Annotated in this window: 17 protein-coding genes; 15 read left to right on the top strand and 2 right to left on the bottom strand. The window is 66.1% G+C overall.

Annotated features, from left to right (window positions below):
* Positions 1 to 14: 14 nt before the first annotated feature.
* The 15 genes from VC212_RS19100 to VC212_RS19030 all read left to right on the top strand — a co-directional run bounded on the left by VC212_RS19100 (position 15) and on the right by VC212_RS19030 (position 20,437).
* Positions 15 to 1,217, top strand: coding sequence for an amino acid aminotransferase (locus tag VC212_RS19100; RefSeq protein WP_323526543.1), 1,203 nt, complete (start codon positions 15 to 17; stop codon positions 1,215 to 1,217).
* 485 nt (positions 1,218 to 1,702) lie between these two features.
* On the top strand, positions 1,703 to 2,713 hold the full coding sequence (locus VC212_RS19095; protein WP_055852866.1) for a class 1 fructose-bisphosphatase: 1,011 nt from the start codon (positions 1,703 to 1,705) through the stop codon (positions 2,711 to 2,713).
* Positions 2,714 to 3,281: 568 nt separating this feature from the next.
* On the top strand, positions 3,282 to 3,587 hold the full coding sequence (locus tag VC212_RS19090) for a hypothetical protein (RefSeq protein WP_323526542.1): 306 nt from the start codon (positions 3,282 to 3,284) through the stop codon (positions 3,585 to 3,587).
* 250 nt (positions 3,588 to 3,837) lie between these two features.
* A complete protein-coding gene (locus VC212_RS19085) occupies positions 3,838 to 4,227 on the top strand; it encodes a hypothetical protein (RefSeq protein WP_323526541.1) in 390 nt (129 codons plus the stop codon).
* A gap of 179 nt (positions 4,228 to 4,406) precedes the next feature.
* Positions 4,407 to 6,035: a TldD/PmbA family protein gene (locus VC212_RS19080; protein ID WP_323526540.1), complete on the top strand. Its 1,629-nt coding sequence runs from the start codon at positions 4,407 to 4,409 to the stop codon at positions 6,033 to 6,035.
* A 694-nt stretch (positions 6,036 to 6,729) separates the two neighbouring features.
* Positions 6,730 to 7,197 carry a LuxR family transcriptional regulator gene (locus tag VC212_RS19075; RefSeq protein WP_323526692.1) on the top strand — a complete coding sequence of 156 codons (468 nt, stop codon included), beginning with the start codon at positions 6,730 to 6,732 and terminating at the stop codon, positions 7,195 to 7,197.
* A 1,446-nt stretch (positions 7,198 to 8,643) separates the two neighbouring features.
* A complete protein-coding gene (locus VC212_RS19070; protein ID WP_161962972.1) occupies positions 8,644 to 10,278 on the top strand; it encodes a TldD/PmbA family protein in 1,635 nt (544 codons plus the stop codon).
* A 14-nt stretch (positions 10,279 to 10,292) separates the two neighbouring features.
* Positions 10,293 to 11,627, top strand: a complete 1,335-nt coding sequence (locus tag VC212_RS19065) for a TldD/PmbA family protein (RefSeq protein WP_323526539.1) — start codon at positions 10,293 to 10,295, stop codon at positions 11,625 to 11,627.
* Positions 11,624 to 12,436, top strand: coding sequence for a DUF4159 domain-containing protein (locus VC212_RS19060; protein ID WP_323526538.1), 813 nt, complete (start codon positions 11,624 to 11,626; stop codon positions 12,434 to 12,436). Before VC212_RS19065 ends, VC212_RS19060 begins: the two co-directional genes overlap by 4 nt.
* A 211-nt stretch (positions 12,437 to 12,647) precedes the next feature.
* Complete coding sequence (locus VC212_RS19055) at positions 12,648 to 13,640, top strand: MoxR family ATPase (RefSeq protein WP_323526537.1); 993 nt, start codon at positions 12,648 to 12,650, stop codon at positions 13,638 to 13,640.
* 10 nt (positions 13,641 to 13,650) lie between these two features.
* Entirely contained in the window at positions 13,651 to 14,547 is an 897-nt protein-coding gene (locus tag VC212_RS19050) for a DUF58 domain-containing protein (protein WP_323526536.1), read from the top strand.
* A 124-nt stretch (positions 14,548 to 14,671) separates the two neighbouring features.
* Positions 14,672 to 15,193, top strand: a complete 522-nt coding sequence (locus VC212_RS19045) for a hypothetical protein (RefSeq protein WP_323526535.1) — start codon at positions 14,672 to 14,674, stop codon at positions 15,191 to 15,193.
* Entirely contained in the window at positions 15,190 to 16,380 is a 1,191-nt protein-coding gene (locus VC212_RS19040; protein WP_323526534.1) for a BatA domain-containing protein, read from the top strand. Before VC212_RS19045 ends, VC212_RS19040 begins: the two co-directional genes overlap by 4 nt.
* Entirely contained in the window at positions 16,377 to 18,641 is a 2,265-nt protein-coding gene (locus tag VC212_RS19035; RefSeq protein ID WP_323526533.1) for a hypothetical protein, read from the top strand. The genes VC212_RS19040 and VC212_RS19035 overlap by 4 nt, the downstream gene beginning before the upstream one ends.
* Positions 18,641 to 20,437: a carboxypeptidase regulatory-like domain-containing protein gene (locus VC212_RS19030; protein WP_323526532.1), complete on the top strand. Its 1,797-nt coding sequence runs from the start codon at positions 18,641 to 18,643 to the stop codon at positions 20,435 to 20,437. Before VC212_RS19035 ends, VC212_RS19030 begins: the two co-directional genes overlap by 1 nt.
* A 485-nt stretch (positions 20,438 to 20,922) precedes the next feature.
* Here the strand turns inward: VC212_RS19030 and VC212_RS19025 are convergent, their stop codons facing one another.
* Together VC212_RS19025 and VC212_RS19020 are read right to left on the bottom strand one after the other, a co-directional pair.
* Positions 20,923 to 21,558, bottom strand: coding sequence for a DUF938 domain-containing protein (locus VC212_RS19025; protein ID WP_323526531.1), 636 nt, complete (start codon positions 21,556 to 21,558; stop codon positions 20,923 to 20,925).
* Positions 21,555 to 21,794 (bottom strand): hypothetical protein, encoded by a 240-nt coding sequence (locus VC212_RS19020; RefSeq protein ID WP_311238098.1) that lies wholly within the window; start codon positions 21,792 to 21,794, stop codon positions 21,555 to 21,557. Before VC212_RS19020 ends, VC212_RS19025 begins: the two co-directional genes overlap by 4 nt.
* Positions 21,795 to 21,833: the final 39 nt, after the last annotated feature.

Genomic DNA, 21,833 nt, shown 5'->3' with positions numbered 1-21,833 from the left:
CAGTGAGTCATGCCGTGTCCTTCTTTGCAAACGTAGAACAGGTTCCAGGCGACCCCATCCTGGGCCTGACCGAGGCCTACAACGCCGATAGCCGCCCCAACAAGGTCAACCTGGGCGTGGGTATCTATTACGACGAAAACGGCCGCATCCCGCTGCTGCGCGCCGTGCACAAGATCGAGCAGCAGCTCGCGCAGGAAGCCAAACCGCGCGGCTATCTGCCCATCGACGGCCTGGCTGCCTACGACAAGGCCACCCAGGAGCTGCTGTTCGGTGCCGAATCGGCACTGGTGGCCTCCGGGCGCGTGGCGACCTCGCAGACCGTCGGCGGCAGCGGTGCGCTGCGCGTTGGCGCAGACCTGCTCAAGAAGCTGCTGCCTACCTCCACCATCGCCATCAGCAACCCGAGCTGGGAAAACCACCGCGCGGTGTTCGGCGCGGCCGGCTTCGAGGTCGTGGATTACACCTACTTCGACGCAGCGACCCACGGCCTGAACTTCGACGGCATGCTCGCCGATCTGGCAAAACTCGAACCGGGCACGGTGGTGCTGCTGCACGCCTGCTGCCACAACCCCACTGGCGCGGACCTGACCAAGGACCAGTGGAAGCAGGTTGCCGGCCTGTTGAAGGAACGCAACCTGTTCCCGTTCGTGGACATCGCCTACCAGGGCTTCGACAAGGGCATCGAGGCCGATGCCTACGCGGTGCGCCTGCTCGTTGCCGAAGGCATCGACAGCTACGTGGTGGCCAGCTCGTATTCCAAGTCGTTCTCGCTGTATGGCGAGCGCGTGGGTGCGCTGTCGGTGGTCTCGGCCACTGCGGCCGAAGCCAAGGCCGTGCAGTCGCAGGTCAAGCGCATCATCCGCACCATCTATTCCAGCCCGTCCACGCACGGCGCCGCACTGGTGGCCGGCGTGCTGACCAGCCCGGAACTGCGCGATGTGTGGGAGCAGGAATTGACCGAAATGCGCGAGCGCATCCACGCCCTGCGCGCCGGTCTGGTCGAGCGGCTGGCCACGCTGGGCTCGCCGGAATTTGAGTTCATCCAGCGCCAGGCCGGCATGTTCTCGTACTCGGGCCTGACCAGGTCGCAAGTGGACCGCCTGCGCGACGAGTTCGCCATCTACGCCGTGGGCACCGGCCGCATCTGCGTGGCCGCACTGAGCCAGCGCAATCTGGACTACGTGGCCCAGGCCGTGGCGACCGTCAGCCGGATGTAAGCGGCCACCGATGCGGTTGACCGCATTGGCCGACCTACACAACGCAAGCACCGGGAGCGCGCAAGCCTCCCGGTTTTTTTATGCCCGCGCAGCAGAGCCTTTGGCAGGCCTGCGGTCACACGGCGCGCTCCACAGCCCACCGCGGACACTGCACGTGACAGGGCGGCGACGCGACGCGTTCCAGGCCCGACGCCGTCGCTTGCCAGAGGCACAAGCCGCGAGCAACGACAGGTGCTGCGCCAGTCAGCGCCGCATGCGCGGGAGCAGCCACGCTATCGACGGGCGACGCGCACTGCCTGCTCCCTTCCCCCGCCCGCGGGGGAAGGTGCCCGAAGGGCGGATGGGGGCAAGCGCAGCGCAACCATCGCAGCCCCCATTCGCACATGTTCGATCAACCGCGCTCCGAAACGCGCAGCAAGTGATCGAAATCTAACGGCGCAATGGCGACAATGGCGGCCCACTTCCTACACAGGCTGCCCGCCCCCATGTCGCGTCCCTCGCTGACCCGCTTCCTGATCGAAGAACAACACGCCGGCCGTATCGATGCGGAATTGCGCCAGCTGATCACCATCGTCTCGCGCGCCTGCAAGCGCATTTCCATCGCCGTGAGCAAGGGCGCGCTGGGCGGCGTGCTCGGCGACGCCGGTACCGGCAACGTGCAGGGCGAGGCGCAGAAAAAGCTCGACGTGCTGAGCAACGACATCCTGCTCGAAGCCAATGCCTGGGGCGGCCACCTGGCCGCGTGCGCCTCCGAAGAAATGGACCACAGCCAGCCGGTGCCCGACCAATACCCCAGCGGCGATTTCCTGCTGCTGTTCGACCCGCTCGATGGCAGCTCCAACATCGACGTCAACGTCTCGGTCGGCACCATCTTCTCGGTACTGCGCGCGCCCAAGGGCACCGAAAAGCCCGGCGACGAACACTTCCTGCAGCCGGGCACGCAGCAGGTTGCCGCCGGCTACTGCATCTACGGCCCCAGCACCATGCTGGTACTTACCCTGGGCCACGGCACCCACGCCTTCACCCTGGAGCGCGAAGAAGGCAGCTTCCTGCTGACCCAGGCCAATATGCGCGTGCCCGAAGACACCGCCGAATACGCCATCAACATGTCCAACCAGCGCCACTGGGAACCGGCGATGCAGGCCTATGTGGGCGACCTACTGGCCGGCAAGGACGGCACCCGCGGCAAGGACTTCAACATGCGCTGGATCGCCAGCATGGTCGCCGACGTGCACCGCATCCTTACCCGCGGCGGCATCTTCATCTACCCCTGGGACAAGAAGGACGCGGCCAAGCCCGGCAAGCTGCGCCTGATGTACGAAGCCAACCCGATGAGCATGCTGGTGGAACAAGCCGGCGGCGCGGCCACCACCGGGCGCGAACGCATCCTCGACATCCAGCCCACACAACTGCATCAGCGCGTGCCGGTGTTCCTGGGCTCGAAGAATGAAGTGGCGCAGGCCACGCGGTATCACCTGGATGCGGATAAGGCGTAAGGCTGAGTTTCGGCTTGGCCACGGACAAGGCTTGATTTACTCAAGACACCCGCCTGGTGCGGGTGTCTTGAGGATTGTCGCCAGGAGTGGCGTATTGGTTGGTAATAGATCGCAACTGTGCCAACGACCGCAGAGGCCTGGCGACCTACACAAGCGCATGTGTCGCTAGTCTCCAGCTCTATGCCGGTTCCTGGCAGGGCCTGCTATTTGAGACAGGCGAGGAACCCAAGTACGTTGTGTACACGTACGCACAAGGTGGAACTGCACGTGTGGACATCCACAGCGCGCGTGCAGGAGATCTGCTCTGCCCCAGGCAGGACGTGCATTGCAGGCTTGATGACGGCGGCCGCATCCGCATTGGAGAACTGGCGTGTTGATCTCGAATGCGACCTTCATTGCAACGCAGCCGACATGACGTGGGCATTTGATCGCAGGGCGCTCTTGCTGGTCCTGGCAGGGGTGGCTAAAGCGAGCTTCATGATTCTTGTCATATCGATTTATGCCTGCCTTACCGCGTTGTTTTTCAGCGGCATCATCTTGTTCATTGTGTTGGCGGTTTACATCGGACATGACGATGGAGACCTGTTTCTTTCTATCCTTTCCTCTCCTTTCGTTCATCCTGGGCTTGCCTGCATTTTTGGTTCTGGCCGTGCCCGCACTGCACCTGCTTCCTTGGCTGAAGCACGCACATCCGCGCACTGCCGCACTGGTCGGGGCGGGCAGTGCACCGATCGTCGGTTTTTGCCTGTATCTGCTTGGCTATCTGCCTGAGATTACCTATTCGGAGAGGATTGCGAGATTGTTTTTCGCCGCCATCGCCCTTTGGGCTGCAATAGCCAGCTGGCTGTATCAGTACACCAGGAAACTGCGCTAGGACGCGCAGCTGCAGCGCGCGAAGACGATGTCGTTGTCCGCGCCAATAGTACGTGCACGGTACGCAGGACTTTCCTGCAGCGCCGGGTACCGCCCGCTCAACGACATGGCGTGCGTCTTAACGAAACACAGTGCGCTCTGCAACGCGAAAGGACTGCCGCTCGTTGCATGCCTGGGGGCGTTGACGCACGCGCATCCATCCACAAGTATTGGCGCGCTCGCACTCCCGCCGCGCCAACCGAACTGTACCGATGCGCATGCGCACTGCCCGTTGCCTGCTGGTTGTTGTTGGCTTGGTACTTCCGTACGCGGTACGACTGCCGTATGGCATGGACTGGTTGCGGCAATACACCGACACCGGCTGGGGCGGGTGGCTGTTGTTGGGCGGATTCAACGCAATCGCCTGGGGGGCGCTGCTGGCGATCAGTTTTGCGTACCGGCGGGCGGTCGCGCTGCTCATGCCGTGCCTGCTTGGCTTCGGTGCGTTGGCCTGGGCGCACGCCACGCTGGATCTGCGTGCCGACGCGCAGTCGGCGCTGGCGCTGATCTTCATCCCGATCTATGCGCTGCTGCCCATCGCCATCGGCGGCCTGCTGGGCTATCTGTTGGACCGGCGATTGCGGCCTCTACCTGCACGCTGAGCCCGCCATGGCGCATGGCCTGGAACCCAGGGTGTACGCGATGGGCATGACGGCGCTGCAGATGGAGCTGCCAGATGCCGCGTGGCCATTGCCCCCTTGACCGCCATCGCCCGCACCAGCCAGTCTCGGGGGCTGGCGCGGCGAGGAGTCGTGCCGCTCGCCTTCAACGGAGAACCGCTGTGGACCGTCGTACCTTCCTCACCTTGTCCGGCATCGGTGCAGCCGGGTTGCTGCTGCCGCATGCGCGGCTGATCGCTGCAGAGCAATTGCTCAGCCCGGTGGATGCGGCACGCAACCGGCGCTTATCCGATACCGCGCTGACCACGGCCAAGGCCGCCGGTGCCAGCTATTGCGATGTGCGCGTGGGCCGGTATCTGCGCCAGTTCGTGATCACTCGCGAGGCGCAGGTGGAGAACGTGGTCAATGCCGAATCCAGTGGCGTTGGCGTGCGCGTGCTGGCCGAGGGTGCGTGGGGCTTTGCGGCGACCAATACGCTGACCAGCGATGGTGTGGCCACCGCCACGCGGCAGGCGGTGGCGATTGCCAAGGCCAATGCGCGGCTGGGCGGCACGCCGGTGCAGCTGGCGCCGGTGACGCCGGCCGGGCAGGTCAGTTGGAAGACACCGATCAAGAAAAACGCGATGGAAGTGCCGCTGCAAGACAAAGTCGCGCTGCTGATGGAGGTCAACGCGGCCGCGCTCAACGCCGGCGCCACCTTCGTGGCCTCGCGCATGTTTGCGATCAACGAGCAGAAGTATTTCGCCAGCAGCGATGGCTCCTATATCGACCAGGATGTGCACCGGCTGTGGCTGCCCTTCACCGTGACCGCGGTGGACAAGGCCAGCGGTAAATTCCGCACCCGCGACGGGCTGTCCGCGCCGATGGGCATGGGGTATGAGTATCTGGATGGCGATGCGCGCGAGAAGCATGCACTGCCTGGCGGGCTGGTCGGTTATGGAAACAGCTACGATGCGCGCGAAGACGCCATTGCCGCGGCAAAGCAGGCGCGTGCCAAGCTCACTGCGCCGTCGGTGAAGGCCGGCAAGTACGATCTGGTGATTGACCCGAGCAATCTGTTTCTCACCATCCACGAATCAGTGGGACACCCGCTCGAGCTCGATCGTGTGCTGGGCTACGAGGCCAATTACGCCGGTACCAGTTTCGCCACGCTGGACAAGCGCGATGCGAAGTTCCGCTGGGGTAGCGACGCGGTGACCTTTGTCGCCGACAAGACGCAGCCCGGCAGCCTGGGTGCGGTGGGCTACGACGATGAGGGCGTCAAGACCAAGCAATGGGACTTGGTGAAGGATGGCATCCTGGTCGATTACCAATGCACGCGCGATCAGGCGCATCTGCTCGGCAAGACCGCCTCCGACGGCTGTAGTTACGCCGATTCGTGGTCCAACGTGCAGTTCCAGCGCATGCCCAACGTGTCGCTGGCAGCAGGCAAGGCGCCGCTGGCGGTGGCGGACATGATCAAGAACGTCGAGCGCGGGCTATACATCCATGGACGCGGTTCGTACTCGATCGATCAGCAGCGCTACAACGCGCAGTTCGGTGGACAGCTGTTCTACGAGATCGAAAACGGCCAGGTCACGCGGCTGGTGGAAGACGGCGCTTACCAAATCCGCACGCCGGAATTCTGGAACGCCTGCAGCGCGGTCTGCGATGCGCGCGACTTCCGGTTGGGCGGCTCGTTCTTCGATGGCAAGGGGCAACCGAGCCAGGTATCTGCGGTGTCGCATGGTTCGGCCACCGCACGCTTCGATGGCATCAACGTGATCAATACCGCGCGTTCGTTGGGCTGAAGTCTTTGGACTGAAAGCGGCTAACGGGACGGTTTGTTCGCCGGTGTAGGGCTAGGTGCCCGCAGCGCTAACGGGACGCTCAGCGCTCCCTTTGCTGGACGGCTTGGTTGGGATGTCCAAACCACAACAGGTTGTTGGACAACGGCGAACGCCTATAGAACAAGGAAACGCGCGCACGCGTACCTGGCCTGCTTGCCGACCTGATCGCCAGCACCGCAACACAGGCACCGCAATACGCGGTGTCCGACGCAGAAGATCGCGCAGCGCGCTTGCGTCGCAACAAACCGTTTTGGGAGGCAATCGATTCGGCGCAGCACCCGATCGATTGGGCTGCATAGTCCGACCCGCAGCGATGCAAGGTGCCGGCGCAACTGTATCGCCAAGCACTGGCATTACCGCCTGCGCGAGCAGCGCCGTCATTGCGCGCGTTACGCGTCATCCATTTCGATTGAATCCCGGGTAAGCGGTCATGATTGCATCGCCAACGATGCGCGAGGCAAGCAAGGGCTGCCGACTCCATGTGCCGTGAGTTGACTCACCACCGGGCAGCGGTGAGTATCGCCCTCGGGCCGGAGTGGGACGGTCTACGAGAAGTTGATCTCTACGCGCAATGCCTTGCAAGCAGTCGCCTGACTGCCCGCAGGGATCACATATCGATAAGGGAGTTCTCATGAAGACCGCATGTATTGCACTGGTGGCTGCCGTCATGTTGCAAGCCACACCCGCCGTCTCCGCACCAACCGCGCCATCGCCACTGGTTGGAACCTGGCTGCTGGATATCGGCAGCCTGCCGATGCCGGCTGCTGCACGACCCAAACGCGTTGTCCTGGATTTCAAACAAGTTCCAGGCAACAAATGGTTCACCAGTGCCGAGATCGTCGACCAAGATAACAAGACGCTGCAGGCGCAATCCACGCTGTTGCTGGACGGCACGCCGGGCAAGGCATCCGGCACTTATCTGGTCGATCGTGCCGCAGTCAAAATGCCCGAGCCCGGCGTGCTGGTGATGCAGTTGATGTACCAAGGCGTGCCGGCATCTACCCGCACCTATACGGTCAGCGCCGATGGCAAGGTGATGACCGAGATTGAGGCGTACTTCAAGGACGGCAACCCGATGATGCGCACGGCGTATTTCAAACGCGCGGCAAGCCAGACCAAGTGAGAACTGTCGAGCCGGCGCCGCACCGCGGCGCGGCTCGATTCCGGGGGAGACGTCGCAGCTCGGCGGTTGGCCTTACACAGGCCGCGTCGTCGGCTCGACACCCTGAGTAAGGTTCAGCGAAGCTCTGGACAATCCACCGAAATCCTTTAACTCCAGCATCCTGCGTACCAATGCTGCGGCTTGGTCATCTAAGTCATATGGCTTGTCCACCGCGCGCTTCGATGGCATCAAGGTGATCAATACCGCGTATTCGTTGGGCTGAACGTGTTGGACTGAAAGCGGCTGACGGGACGGTTCTTTGTTGGCCTTGGTGTGCCGCCCTCAGCTCTTACGAGACACGGCGTGCCTCCATCGCTCGATGGTTCCTTTGGGCACTCAAACCGCCACAGTTCGTCGAGGGCGCGGTGCCCTCACCGCTCGCGGGACACGCTGTAAATCCATCCTTGGGCGCTCCGTGGCAGCATCCATGCGGCCACAGGGTCCCGCAAGCGGTAAGGACACCGCACCGGCACGTTGATCGATCGCTCGTTGAAAACCAACACGCCGACCCTCTTCACTGGTCCTTGCCCGCCTACCGTCGCGGGACCTTTAGCGTCATGGATGCCGCCAAAGAGCTGACATGGACGTACTTGCAGCGTGTCCCGCGATGGTAGGCGGGCAAGGGCCCTGCAGCGAAACCGCAGCCGTAGCAGTGCGCGACTGAGACATCCACTGCGGTCATTAGGCTCAGAAGCACAGAGACGTCGAGACATGCCGCCTCTCGGATGCAGTCAAATGCCTGGTGCGTCGGGGATGCGGTGCCCTCACCGCTTGCGGGACACGCTGTGAATCCATCCATGGACGCTCCGTGGCGGCATCCATGCCGCCACAGGGTCCCGCAAGCGGTAAGGACACCGCACCGGCACGTTGATCGATCGCTCGTTGAAAACCAACACACCGACCCTCTTCACTGGTCCTTGCCCGCCTACCGTCGCGGGACCTTTGGCGGCATGGATGCCGCCAAAGAGCTACATGGACGTACTTGCAGCGTGTCCCGCGATGGTAGGCGGGCAAGGGCCCTGCAGCCAAGCCGCAGCTGTATCACTGCGCGACCAAAGCCTCCACAGCCTTTTTCCAGCTGTTTGGAACATGTAAGACAACTACTGCGCACAACGCTGCGATCTTCACGGAAGGCGCGATCGTCAACAGGACAAACGCGTGCGGCATCGATCAACCGCGTGTCGCGGCGATGATGTAGCACGCATGTGCAGCCAGTCGTGTTCGCCACGTTTCAAGACAGATCCGCCGCATCACTGACGTCATCTGGGACATCGCTTACCCACACCCCCCTGCCGAAAGTCATTTGACGCCGCATTCTTCGCCCGGCAAGAATCGGAGATACCGCGTGCAGAGCTGTGCGCGTCACCACACCACCTGCGCGCCGCGCGGGACTATTGGGGAGTTGCCGTGCAGCGACGTGATTTCCTGGCCCTGACCGGGCTGACCATGGGCGGGCTGATCGTGCCGGCCTATTTCGGCAAGGCAATTGCCGCCGAACAGTTGTTGACGCCCTTCGATGTGGGCCGCAAGAAGCGCCTGGCCGATGCCGGGCTCACTGCCGCGCGGCAGGCCGGCGCGAGTTATTGCGATGTGCGCATCGGCCGCTATCTGCGCCAGTTCGTGATCACCCGCGAAGACAAGGTGCAGAACGTGGTCAACACCGAATCCATCGGTGCCGGCATCCGCGTGATCGTGGGCGGTGCGTGGGGCTTTGCTGCCACCAACGATCTGACCGAGCAGGGCGTGGCCAAGGCCGCTGCACAAGCGGCTGCCATCGCCAAGGCCAATGCCAAGGTGCAGGGCACGCCGGTGCAGCTGGCACCCACGCCCGGTGTTGGCGAGGTCAGCTGGAAGACGCCGATCACCAAGAACGCGATGGAAGTGCCGATCAAGGACAAGGTGGATCTGCTGCTGGGTGTGAATGCCGCCGCCACCGCGGCCGGCGCCAGCTTCGTCAACTCCATGCTGTTCGTGGTCAACGAGCAAAAGTATTTTGCCAGCACCGATGGCTCCTACATCGACCAGGATGTGCATCGCATCTGGGCGCCACTGACCGTGACCGCCATCGACAAGGCCAGCGGCAAGTTCCGCACCCGCGAGGGGCTGTCCGCGCCGATGGGCCTGGGCTACGAGTATCTGGATGGCGCGGCCTCGGGCAAGTTCGTCTCGCCCAATGGCGTGGTGAACTACGGCCTGTCCTACGACATGAAGGAAGATGCCATCGCCGCCGCCAAGCAGGCGCAGGAAAAACTCAAGGCGCCGTCGGTGAAGCCGGGCAAGTACGACCTGGTGTTGGATCCCTCGCACACCTGGCTCACCATCCACGAATCGGTGGGCCACCCGCTGGAGCTGGACCGCGTGCTCGGCTACGAGGCCAACTACGCCGGCACCAGTTTCGCCACGCTGGACAAGCTCAAGGCCGGTTTCCAGTACGGCAGCGACAAGGTGCACATTCTCGCCGACAAGACCCAGCCCGGCAGCCTGGGCGCGGTGGGTTACGACGATGAAGGCGTCAAGACCAAACAGTGGGACCTGATCCGCGACGGCAAGCTGGTGGACTACCAGGCGATCCGCGATCAAGCGCATATCCTCGGCAAGACCGCCTCCGATGGCTGCTGCTACGCAGACTCGTGGTCGAGCGTGCAGTTCCAGCGCATGGCCAATGTGTCGCTGGCCGCCGGCAAGACGCCGCTGAGCGTGAGCGACTTGATCAAGAACGTGGAAAACGGCATCTACATCATCGGCGACGGCTCGTTCTCCATCGACCAACAGCGCTACAACGCGCAGTTCGGTGGCCAGTTGTTTTACGAAATCAAGAATGGTGCGATCACCCGCATGCTCGAAGACGTGGCCTACCAAATCCGCACGCCAGAATTCTGGAATGCCTGCAGCGCGGTGGCCGATCAGCGCGACTACCGCCTGGGCGGTTCGTTCTTCGATGGCAAGGGCCAGCCCAGCCAATCCTCGGCGGTCTCGCATGGTTCGTCCACCGCACGCTTCGATGGCATCAACGTCATCAGCACCGCCCGCTCGCTCGGCTGACAGGAGAAACCCACATGAGCATCCTTACCGAAGCGCAGGCCAAGGCCATCCTGGACAAGGTCATCAAACTGTCCAAGGCCGACGAGTGCACCGCCACGCTCACTGGCGCAATCGACGGCAATATCCGCTTTGCGCTCAATAACGTGTCCACCAGCGGCATTGTCGACAACACCGATCTGCAGGTGCAGGTGGCGTTTGGCAAGCGCGTGGGCACCGCCACCATCAACGAGTTCGACGATGCATCGCTGGAGCGTGTGGTAAGCCGCGCCGAAGATCTGGCAAAGCTGGCACCGGAAAATCCGGAGTTCATGCCGGCCGTCGACAAGCAGACCTACACTGCCAGCCCCACCTTCAGTGCATCCACTGCAGCGGTAGACCCGGCGTTCCGCGCGCAGGTCGCAGCCGATTCGATCGCCCCCTGCAAGGGCAAGGGACTGATCGCTGCCGGCTTTCTGGAAGATGGCCAGAGCTTTACCGCGTTCGCCAACAGCAAAGGCAACTTCGGCTATCAGCGCAACGCACGCTTCGACTACACCTGTACCGTGCGCACCGAAGACGGCCGCGGCTCGGGCTGGGTGGGGCGCAATCTGAAGGACGCATCCGACTTCAAGGCCGAGCAGGACGTCCGCATCGCGATGCGCAAGGCCAGCGATTCAGCCGAAGCCAAGGCGCTGGAACCGGGCAAATACACCGTAATTCTGGAGCCGGCAGCAGCGGCCGGGCTGATCTCGTTCATGATGCGCTACTTCGATGCGCGCATGGCCGACGAGGGCCGCAGCTTCCTGTCCAAGAAGGGCGGCGGCAACAAACTGGGCGAGCAGGTGTACGACCCGCGCGTCAACATCACCGCCGACCCATGGGACGCGCGTGCAGCAGTGATGCCGTGGGACGAAGAAGGCCTGCCGCGCGAGAAGATGTCCATCGTCGAAAACGGCAAGGTCGCCAACCTGCAGTATTCGCGCTATTGGGCGCAGAAGAACGGCAAGCGTGCGATCGGCGAGCCGGGCAATCTGCTGATGGCCGGCGGCGACAAGAACATCGCCGAGCTGGTGCGCGGCACCGAGAAAGGCATCCTGGTCACGCGCACCTGGTACATCCGCATGGTCGACCCGCAGACCGTGCTGCTGACCGGGCTGACCCGCGATGGCACCTTTTACATCGAGAACGGGCAGATCAAATACCCGGTGAAGAATTTCCGCTTCAACGAATCGCCGATCATCATGCTCAACAACATCGACGAACTGGGCAAGCCGGTGCGCGTGGCCGGCGATGAATCCAGCTATGTGATGATGATCCCGCCGATGCGGCTGCGTGATTTCACGTTTACCTCGTTGTCGGATGCGGTGTGAGTAGGAGCCGGGAATCGGGAGTCGGGAATCGGGAATGGGAGAGCAAGAGCCGCTTCTCTCAACCTGAATTTTCACGAGCGCTTCCGGCTCCCGGTTCCCTCCCGGCTCCGACATCGCGCCGCCATTTCCTGCAGCTACTGCTTGGCAGCGCCGCCGGTTTGGCGCTGCCATGGCCGGCGCGTGCGGCCGGCGCTTACGACTTCTGGTTTACGCGGCTGCGCTACGATTCCGGCGATTGGGATGTGGATGCGCGCATGCCATCCAACCTGATCACCTCGTTGATCGACTACACGCAGCTGCGGGTGGACCCGGAAGAACACGTTATCGACCTGGCCGATCCGCGCATGTTGCAAGCGCCGTTCTGCTATCTGGCCGGGCACAAACTGGTGGAATTCAATCCGGCCGAGCGGCGCAATTTCGAGCAGTACGTGCGTAACGGCGGCTTCGTGTTTGTGGACGACTGCAACCACGATATCGATGGCTTGTTCGCTACCTCGTTCGAGGCGCAGATGACCGCGCTGTTCGGCAAGAGCGCGCTGCAGAAATTACCGAAGAACCATCGTCTTTACAGCGCATTCTTCAAGTTCCCGGACGGCCCGCCCGCCACCAGCTTCGAGCTCAATGGCTGGGGCGATGATCTGGTGCACGACTACCTCAAGGGCATCAGCATCGACGGAAGATTGGGTGTGCTCTACAGCAACAAGGATTACGGCTGCGAATGGGATTACGACTGGCGCAACAAACGTTTTCTGGCCGAAGACAACACCAAGTTCGGCGTGAACATCGTGATGTATGCGTTGACCAACTGACATGCTGCGCAGCGCGCGCGATGCGGCCCACCGATAACGCGTCGCGCGCAGGCACGCTGCTACGTAAGGCACATCTGGCTGGGTAACCTCATCGCATACGCATACCACGGTGGCTTCGCAGGAACCTGCTCGCACCATGCAACACCATCGATAACACCGTACTACGCGCCAATACGCGATACGCAAGCCGCCACATCACCAGAGACTCCGCATGACCTCCCCCGACGAAGACACACTCACTGCCCAGCTCTCGCAACTTGGCGCGCTGCGCGCCGCTTTGGCCCAGGCCGTGGTCGGGCAGGATGCGGTGGTGGAGCAGCTATTGATCGGCCTGCTGGCTGGTGGTCACTGCCTGCTGGAAGGCGCCCCCGGGCTGGGCAAGACGCTGCTGGTGCGTTCGCTCGGCCAGGCATTGGAACTGCAGTTCCGCCGCGTGCAGTTCACCCCCGATCTGATGCCCAGCGACATCCTGGGCACCGAGTTGCTGGAGGAAGACCACGGCACCGGGCACCGGCATTTCCGCTTTCAGCAAGGCCCGATCTTCACCAACCTGCTGCTCGCCGACGAACTCAATCGCACCCCGCCCAAGACCCAGGCCGCATTGCTGGAAGCGATGAGCGAGCGCACGGTCAGCTATGCCGGCACTACCTATGCGTTGCCGGATCCGTTCTTCGTGCTGGCCACGCAGAACCCGATCGAACAGGCCGGCACCTACCCGCTACCGGAAGCGCAGCTGGACCGCTTTTTACTGCATGTGCGCGTGGATTATCCCAGCGAGCAGGAAGAGCACGACATCCTCAGCCAGACCACCGGCAGCGCAAGCGCGCAGGTGCCCAAGGTGATGGATGCGGCCAGCGTGCAGGCGCTGCAGCGGCAGGTGCGCGACGTGCATGTGGGCGCGGATCTGCTGACCTGGATCAATCGCCTGGTGCGGGCAAGCCGTCCCGGCCCGCAGGCCAGCGATGAGGTGCGGCAATGGATCAAATGGGGTGCCGGCCCGCGTGCCGGGCAATCGCTGGTGCTGGCGTCCAAGGCGCGCGCTTTGCTGCATGGCCGGCTGGCCGCTACGCGCGAGGATGTGCTGGCGCTTGCGGCGCCGGTGATGCGACATCGGTTGCTGCTGTCCTTCGCTGCCGAAGCCGAACAACGCAGTGCCGATGATGTGGTCGCCGCGCTGCTGCGCGCGGTGCCGTTCCCGAACTGAGCGCAGCGCCATGCATCCACCGCTGCCGGCTCTGATTCCCGCCGATGTGCGCAGCCGTTTGCGCGGCTTGCAGCTGCGCGCGCGTCAGGCGCAGGGCGGGCACGGGATTGGCCAGCACGCCAGCCGCAGCCGCGGCGCCGGGCTGGAATTTGCGCAGTACCGCGCCTACGAGCCGGGCGATGCGCTGCGCCAGATCGACTGGAAGCTCTACGCGCGCTCGGACCGGTTTTTCGTGCGCGAAGCCGAGCGCGAAAGCCCGCTGACGCTCTGGCTATTGCTCGATGCCACCGCGTCGGCCGGGCAAACCGACAGCGCGCGGCCGGAGCACACCCGCCTGCAGACGATGGCGACACTGGCCGCCTGCGCGGCCGAAGTGGCGCTGCAGCAAGGCGACCGCGTCGGCCTGTATGCCTTGCATGGCGGCGGCCTGGTTGCGGTGCCGGCGGGTGTTGGCAGCCGCCAGCGCGACCGGCTGTGGCTGGCCCTGCACGGCCTACGCGCCGGCGGCCGCTGGCCGGGGCTGGAGGCGTTGCGGCCGTTGTGGGAACGCATCGCCGCGCACGATCTGCTGCTGTCCATCGGCGATGGGTTCGATGAAGAACTTGCGAGCGCATTGGAAAAGTTCGCCGCCGCGCGCCGTGAAGTGCTGCAGCTGCAGGTGCTCACCTGCGACGAACGCGATTTTCAATTCAGCGGCGGGCACCGTTTCCGCGACCCGGAAACCGGCGAAGAACTGCTCGGCGACGGCGCGGCGATGCGCGAGGACTATCTGCAACGCTTTGCCACGGCCCAGCGCGCGCGGCAGGCGCGCTGGCAGGCGGCCGGCATCGCGCATGCCGTGCATTACCTGGATGCGCCGGCCGATGCCGCGCTGCGCCAGCTGTTCGGTCAAGGCGGGTCCCGATGAGCGCGTGCCTGCGCGGGCCGACGACGGCGCATTCCAGCTCGCGATCGGTCTCGCTGTCGGCAGTGGCGGTACAGCAGCCACCACAGCGGCAAACGCGTCCTGCAAACAGCTGGCATAGCCCGCAGTGGCAACCGCGCGTGCCGGGCCGCATCACGCATTGCATGGCGATACCAGCGCGACGTACAGCGCCATGCGCGATGTATCCGCATTACCCGGGCGACGCCTGCGCATGAGTGCAGTGCAGACCAACGTTGAGCATGCGCACGCCATGCAACTGCGCATGCCACCGCTGTTGCGATTGCAGTCGCAGTTGCGGCCGCAGTTACCTAGGCGAGGTCTTCGCATGGGTAAAACGCTGACCAACGTCGAGCACGTGCACATCATGCAACTCTGCATGCCACTGCAGTTGCAGTTGCGGCCACAGTTGCCTAGGCAACGTCTTCGCATGAGTACAACGCCGACCACCGTCGCGCGCGTGCGCGGCTTGCAACTCCGGCTGCGGCTGCGATTGCAGTTGGAGTCTCAGCTAAGGCTACAACTGCTGTTGCCGCTGAGACAGCAAACCCACCCTATCCACAGCCACCCGCACACCGGCAGCACCATGCATTCACTCGTGCACAGCGTCAGCGCAGAGGCATGGCAATGAACTTGCTGTTGCTGTTCCCCGCCGGGCTCGCGGCATTGGCTGCCCTGCTGCTGCCGCTGCTGATCCATCTGGCGCGGCGTAGCGAGCACCGGCCTACCGACTTCGCTGCGCTGCGCTGGTTGCGTGCAGTGCCACGCCCACGCCACCGCGTGCGCCTGGACGAGCTGCCGTTGCTGCTGGTGCGCCTGCTGCTATTGGCAGCATTGGCGCTGCTGCTGGCAGAACCGGCGTTGCGTGCGCATCAGGATGCGCGCCCGCGTATCGCAGTGAGCCCGGGTGTGGACCTGGCCGCCGCACGCGCGCTGCCGCAGCCCAAGGATGCGCAATGGGTGTGGCTGGCGCCGGGCTTTGCACCGATCGATGTCAAGGCAGATGTCGCCACCAGTAATGGTGCGCAGGGCGGCAATCCGCAACCGGTTGGCAGCCTGCTGCGCGAACTCGATGCCAGCCTGCCCGCAGACACGCCGCTCAGCGTGATCGTGCCCGCGCAGTGGGGCGTGGTGGATGCGCAACGACTGCAGTTATCGCGTGCAGTGCAGTGGCAGGTGCTGCCCGGTGCGTCGCCGGTGGCCGCCACGCCTGCCACCGTGCCGCTGCGCGTGCAGGCAATTGCCGACGACCGCGCCGCACCGGCCTTGCGCTATCTGCGCGCGGTGCATGCAGCCTGGGCACTGCCGGGCAGCTTGCCGGTGGGCACGCCCGCCGATGCCGTGCCGGCGCGCTGGGCACCCGGCACGGTGGTGGCGTGGCTGTCGCCCACCGCCCCGCCCGCGCCGGTGCTGGATTGGGTTGCGGCCGGCGGCCAGCTGCTGCTGGATGCGCGCACGCCGGTGCCGCCCGCACTCGCCGCGCCGCTGCAACCCGTGCTCGAAACACAGGGGCAGCCGGTGCTCGACGCCGCCGCCTTCGGGCGTGGGCGCCTGCTGCGCTGGGCCGCGCCGTTGCAGCCGCAGCAGCTGCCGGCGCTGTTGGACGCCGAGTTCCCCACCCGCCTGCACGCGGCGCTGCAGCCACCACCCATCCCGCAACGTGCCCTGGCGCAGACCCAACAGCCGCAGCGCGGCGGCGCGATCCGGCTGACCACGCCGCCATGGCCGCTGGCACCGTGGCTGGTCGGTGTGGTGTTGCTGCTGTTTGCGCTCGAGCGCTGGCTGGCCACCGCGCCACGCCGGAGCAGCGCGGCATGAGCACGCCCGCACTGCAGCGCGCCTGGCAGGCCGCACGCCGACGTCGCGCTGCCGGGGTGGTGGTGTTTGGGTGGCCGCTGGCGCTGCTGCCGGGCGCGGGTGCCTGGCGCATGGGCGCACACGCCGCGGTGGTGCCGCTGTTGCTGTTGGGCGTCGCGATGCTGGCCGCCGTCGCGCTGCACGCGGCGCGGCAGCTGGACCAGACCTGGCTGATCCGCCGGCTGGATCGCGAACCGGACCTGGACGACAGCAGCGACCTGCTGTTCGCACCGGCCACGCAACTGGGCCCGCTGCAGGCGCTGCAACGTCAGCGGCTGGAGCAGCGCCTACGCAGCACTCCGCGCGATCTGCGCCCGGCCTGGCCGTGGCGGCGCGCATGGCCCTGGAGCCTGCTCGGCCTGGTCGCCTGCGGCGCGCTGCTGCTGTGGCCGCCGCGGGCGCTGCCGCCGGCCGCCCCCGCCGACCGCGTGGCCGCTGCCCGTGCCAGCAGCGGCGCCGCGATGCTGCGTCAGGCGCAACTGCGCAGCACACCGCCGGCCTATACCGGCCTGCCCGCCGCGCGGCTGCCCGGCCTGGATGCGCGCGTGCCCGCCGGCACCCGGCTGGACTGGCAACTGCAGATCAGCCCGGCCCCGCGCAACGTAGCGTTGCGGCTTACCGACGGCCGCCTCATCCCGCTGACCCGGCAGGGCAGCAGCGACCAATGGCAGGGCCAATGGATCGCTACGCGCGCCAATCTGTACCGCATTCTCATCGACGGCACGCCCGCCGACCGCCAACTGCACCGGCTGGATGTGCTGCCGGACCGCCCGCCGCAGGTGCGCGTGCTCGCCCCCGAGCAGAGCCTGGTGCTGTGGACGCCGGCCAACGGCGCCTGGGCACTACGCTTCGAAGCCAGCGACGATTACGCCGTGGCCGCCAGCGCCGAGCTGCGCCTGACCCTGGCCCAGGGCAGCGGCGAGAACATCACCTTCAAGACCCAGCGCCGCACGCTCACCGGCAGCGGCCCGGCCACCCGCCGCAACTTCGCCGCCACGCTGCAGCCGCAGGCGCTGGGCATGGCCGCTGGTGATGACCTGATCGCGCAGCTCATCGTGCATGACACCCGCCAGCCCGGCCCGCAGGAAGGCCGCAGCGCCAGCGTGATCCTGCGCTGGCCGCCGCCGGAACAGACCATGGCCGCCGGCCTGGAGGCGAGCGTCAAACAGACCTTGCCGGCCTACTTCCGCAGCCAGCGCCAGATCATCATCGACGCCGAGGCGCTGCTGAAGGAAAAACCGCGCCTGGACGCGGCCACCTATCTCAAACGCGCCGACGCCATCGGCGTGGACCAGCGCCTGCTGCGGCTGCGCTACGGCCAGTTCCTGGGCGAAGAAAGCGAAGGCGCGCCAAAGGGCCCGCCGACCGCCGACGCACCGCCCACCAGCGACGCCCCGGCCGATGACCTGCCCACCGCCGACATGCCCACCGCCGATGCGCCGGCCGCGCCGGACGAGCACGCCCATGACGCCACGCAACCACACGCCGATCATGACCACGACCACGCCGCCGCCAGCGGTGCCGCTGCCCTGGACGACCACGACCACGATCATGCGGATGGGCGCCCCGAGCGCAGCGGCTTCGGCCAGGCGCAGGACGTGCTGACCGAGTTCGGCCACACCCACGACCACGCCGAAGCGGCCACCTTGCTGGACCCGCAGACCCGCGCCCTGCTGCGCGCGGCGCTGGACCAGATGTGGCAATCCGAAGGCGAGTTGCGCCAGGGCCACCCCGAGCGCGCGCTGCCGTTTGCCAACAAGGCGCTGGGCTTCATCAAGCAGGTGCAGCAGGCCGAGCGCATCTATCTGGCACGCGTCGGCACGCAACTGCCGCCGATCGACCCCAGCCGGCGCATGAGCGGCAAGCGCGACGGACTGGCGCGCGGCGCCGCTGCCCTGGACGCGCGCACCAGCCCGGATCCGCAACCGATGGCGCTCTGGCAGTCGCTGGGCAACGCTGCGCCCGCCCAGGATGCCGCCGCACTGGACGCGTTCGCGCGCTGGCTGCCGGCGCACGAGACCCAGCTCGATGCCCCGCTGGACCTGGCCGCCGCCGTCGAGACCCTGCGCGCCACACCCGACTGCGCCAGCTGCCGGCAACGCCTGCGCGCGTTGCTGTGGCCGGTACTGGCGCGCCCGCCGGCTGCCGTGCAACCGCGCACTGCCCCCGATGCTGGCGGCCAGCGCTATCTCGATGCCCTGCACGCACAGGAGCGCCCCTGATGCCGGCCTGGATCATCATCGCCACCCTGGTCGGCATCACGCTGCTGGCGTGGTGGCGCCTGCGCCGCGCCCCTATCGCCGGCTGGCGCAAGGCCGCGCTGCTCGCCTTGCAGCCGCTGTGCGCCGCGCTGCTGTATTGCGCACTGGTCCCGCCGTCGCTGCCCGGGCATGGCGGCACGCTGGTGGTCGCCACTGCCGGCAGCGACACGGCAGCGCTGACCACCGCGCCCGGCGACGCGCGCATCGCGCTACCCGAGGCCCCGGCCGCGCTGCGCCATGCCGAGCGCATGCCGGATCTGGCGACCGCCTTGCGTCGCCATCCCGGCACCACCGGGCTGCGCATCGTCGGCGCCGGCCTGCCCGCGCGCGACCGCGACACCGCGCGCGGCTGGCCGCTGCGCTACACCGCTCCAGCGCCCACGCCCGGCTTGAGCGAGCTGTCCACGCCATCGTTACTGGCGCCGGGGGCCGATCTGCGGGTCCACGGCCGCATCACCGGTGTGCGCGAGGCCAGGCTCGAACTGCTGGACCCGGCCGGGCGCCGCGTCGATCTGGTTGCGCCCGATGCTGACGGCCGCTTCCAGCTCGGCGGCAGCGTGCGCGCCGCTGGCGACAGCGTTTTTGTGGTGCGCGTGCTCGGGCCGGACGCCCGCCCGCGCGACCAGGCCGAGGTGCCGGTCTCCGTGGTGAAGAGCCCTGCCGCCAACCTCTGGATCATCGCCGGCGCCCCGCAACCCGAGCTCAAATATCTGCGTCGCTGGGCGCACGACGCCGGCCTGGACCTGCACACCCAGATCGCCACCGGCGGCGGCATGCAGCTGGGCGACGCGCCGCGTGCGCTGGACGCCGCCACTCTGGACCGCAGCGACCTGCTCATCCTCGACGAGCGTGCGCTGGCCAGCCTGTCGCGGCTGCAACGCGATGCAGTGCGGGCGGCGGTCGAACGCGGCCTGGGCCTGTTGCTGCGCCTCGGCGGCCCGCTCGATGCCGCACAACGCACTGCCATCGCCGCGCTGGGCTTGCCGCTGCGTGGCGATAACGCCGCCGCGCCGCTGCTGGTCGCGCCCGCATCCAATGCCTCGCGTCAGGCGCTGCATCAGCAATCGCCACAGCACGCAGCGGACGCGCGCGCTGCCACAAGCGAGGCACTGCTCACCCTGGAACGCCGCACGCTGGTTCCCGACGCCCCCGATGCCATCGCCGTGCTGCGCGCATCCAACGGCACGCCGTACGCGTGGTGGCGCGCCATCGGGCGCGGGCGTATCGGCCTGCTCGCCGTCACCGACAGCTACCGCCTGGTACTGCAAGGCCAACCCGATCTGCATGCCGCGCTGTGGAGCCAGACGCTCTCGCCGCTGACGCGCGCCCAACCCACAGCGCGCGGCCCCACCCGCGTTGGTTGGCGCGACCAACGCATCAGCGTCTGCAACCTGAGCCGCGATGCACAGCTGCTCTCGCCCGATGGCACCACCCGCCCACTGCCACCGGACACAGGCACCGGCGCGGCGGCCTGCGCCGGCCTCTGGCCCGAGCACACCGGTTGGTATCGCTGGCAAGACGCCACACGCAGCGGCGCGCTCTACATCCGCGCACCTGCCGACGCGCCTGCCCTGTTCGCCAACACGCAACGCGATGCAACGCGTGCACTCATCAACCACAGCGCCACGCCACGCCAGGCACGCCCAATACCCCAGCCCGGCCCACGCTGGCCGTGGTGGCTGGGGTTTGTCGCCGCAGCGGCGGTGCTGTGGTGGTTGGAACGGTGGCGTGGCGGCCGCTCGACACCTGCCACCTAGGCAGCGATGTGTGATGCGTGCGCGCAAGGTTTGAACGCTGCCGCGTGTACGACCAAGCGCCTAGGCTAGGAGTGAGCAGCCGCACATTGCAGCGCCGCTTGCATGAGGAAGGCACCACGTTTCAACAAACACCGGACAAGGTGCGCGCGGCGTTGGCCGAGCATTATCTGCGCAAGCCCATGATGTCCAGCGCGGAGATCGCCTTGCTGCTTGGGTTTGAAGATACCAACTCGTTCGTCCGCGCCTTCCGGGTCTGGATCGGCAAGAAAGACGCCGCAGGCGGTTCGTCGCGATACGCCGCAGGAATGATGCGATGGCGCCGCGTGCGATCCAGCGCGCGCGCTGCAGTGCGGCCATTACGACAACGCGATAGGTACCCAACAGCAGCGCTACACGGTCGGCGCCGCGATGACTGCCGCCGCTGGCGCGGATGCGGTCATCGTCGGCAACTGCGCGACCGGCGCGCATCAAAACGCCAACGCGTTCTAGCCCCGACGCCACACCCGGCAGTAGTTGTTGGCCGGCATCTCGACATCTTCCACCAGCTGCAAGCCCACCTGCGCAGCCAGCGCGTCCACGTCGGCCGCATCGCGAATGCCCGACGCCGCATCGCGTGCGCGCAACATCGCATCGAAGTCGCGATTGCTGTCGCTGGTGAAGTGACCATCGCGATTGAACGGCCCATACACCACCAGCACTGCCTGCGGTGCCATCACCTCGGGCAAGCCCGCAAACAAGGCCTGCACCTGCGGCCAGCCCATGATGTGCAAGGTGTTAGCGCTGTAGATCGCATCGAAACCACGCTGACCATCGGGCAGTGCGGGCAAGGGCGGCAGTGGCGCCAAGCCAGGCGTCGGCGTCAGCACGGCCTGCAGTGCCAGCGGCGGCGGCGTGTTGGGTAGCGCGGCGTCATCCAGCCATTGCTGCATGCCCGGCAGATGATCGGCGTGATCGCTGGCCTGCCACTGCAACCACGGCATCGCCGCAGCAAAATGCACCGCATGCTGGCCGGTGCCTGCGCCGATTTCCAGCACATGGTGGCGATCGGCGAAGTGACGCTGCAACACTGCAAGGATCGGATCGCGATTGCGCGCGGAGGCAGGCGAGAAAGGTTTGGTCATGGCCAAGGTCCGGACAGAAAGGAGGCATTGGAGCGCTCGCCATTGTCGCGCGTCGCGGCGCAGATTGCGTTGGCCGGGGGACGCAGATGCTCGCACTCGACATGCCGCTGTGTGCCGCGCGGCGTCGAACCGTCGGTGCCAAGCTGCATGTAGCGGCGCGCGCCACAGGTGCATCCGCTCACTGGCGCGCTGCGCTGCATGCGCCAGAAGTGCACTGCCTCGTCGGGATCGCCCATCACTGCCGATCGCCTGAGCTGAGCCGTCCCGCGCAACGG

Origin of the sequence: Xanthomonas sp. WHRI 8932A (assembly GCF_035012785.1) — a bacterium.
Classification (GTDB): Bacteria; Pseudomonadota; Gammaproteobacteria; order Xanthomonadales; family Xanthomonadaceae; genus Xanthomonas.
This window is presented reverse-complemented; position numbering and strand designations above follow the sequence as displayed.

What these genes read in the sequence shown, in the direction of transcription:
- VC212_RS19085 (WP_323526541.1), top strand. Translation starts at nt 3,838, where the DNA reads ATGCGCATGCGCACTGCCCGTTGCCTGCTGGTTGTTGTTGGCTTGGTA.
- VC212_RS19025 (WP_323526531.1), bottom strand. Translation starts at nt 21,558, where the DNA reads ATGACCAAACCTTTCTCGCCTGCCTCCGCGCGCAATCGCGATCCGATC.
- VC212_RS19035 (WP_323526533.1), top strand. Translation starts at nt 16,377, where the DNA reads ATGAGCACGCCCGCACTGCAGCGCGCCTGGCAGGCCGCACGCCGACGT.
- VC212_RS19020 (WP_311238098.1), bottom strand. Translation starts at nt 21,794, where the DNA reads ATGGGCGATCCCGACGAGGCAGTGCACTTCTGGCGCATGCAGCGCAGC.
- VC212_RS19040 (WP_323526534.1), top strand. Translation starts at nt 15,190, where the DNA reads ATGAACTTGCTGTTGCTGTTCCCCGCCGGGCTCGCGGCATTGGCTGCC.
- VC212_RS19050 (WP_323526536.1), top strand. Translation starts at nt 13,651, where the DNA reads ATGCATCCACCGCTGCCGGCTCTGATTCCCGCCGATGTGCGCAGCCGT.
- VC212_RS19065 (WP_323526539.1), top strand. Translation starts at nt 10,293, where the DNA reads ATGAGCATCCTTACCGAAGCGCAGGCCAAGGCCATCCTGGACAAGGTC.
- VC212_RS19095 (WP_055852866.1), top strand. Translation starts at nt 1,703, where the DNA reads ATGTCGCGTCCCTCGCTGACCCGCTTCCTGATCGAAGAACAACACGCC.
- VC212_RS19055 (WP_323526537.1), top strand. Translation starts at nt 12,648, where the DNA reads ATGACCTCCCCCGACGAAGACACACTCACTGCCCAGCTCTCGCAACTT.
- VC212_RS19090 (WP_323526542.1), top strand. Translation starts at nt 3,282, where the DNA reads ATGACGATGGAGACCTGTTTCTTTCTATCCTTTCCTCTCCTTTCGTTC.
- VC212_RS19030 (WP_323526532.1), top strand. Translation starts at nt 18,641, where the DNA reads ATGCCGGCCTGGATCATCATCGCCACCCTGGTCGGCATCACGCTGCTG.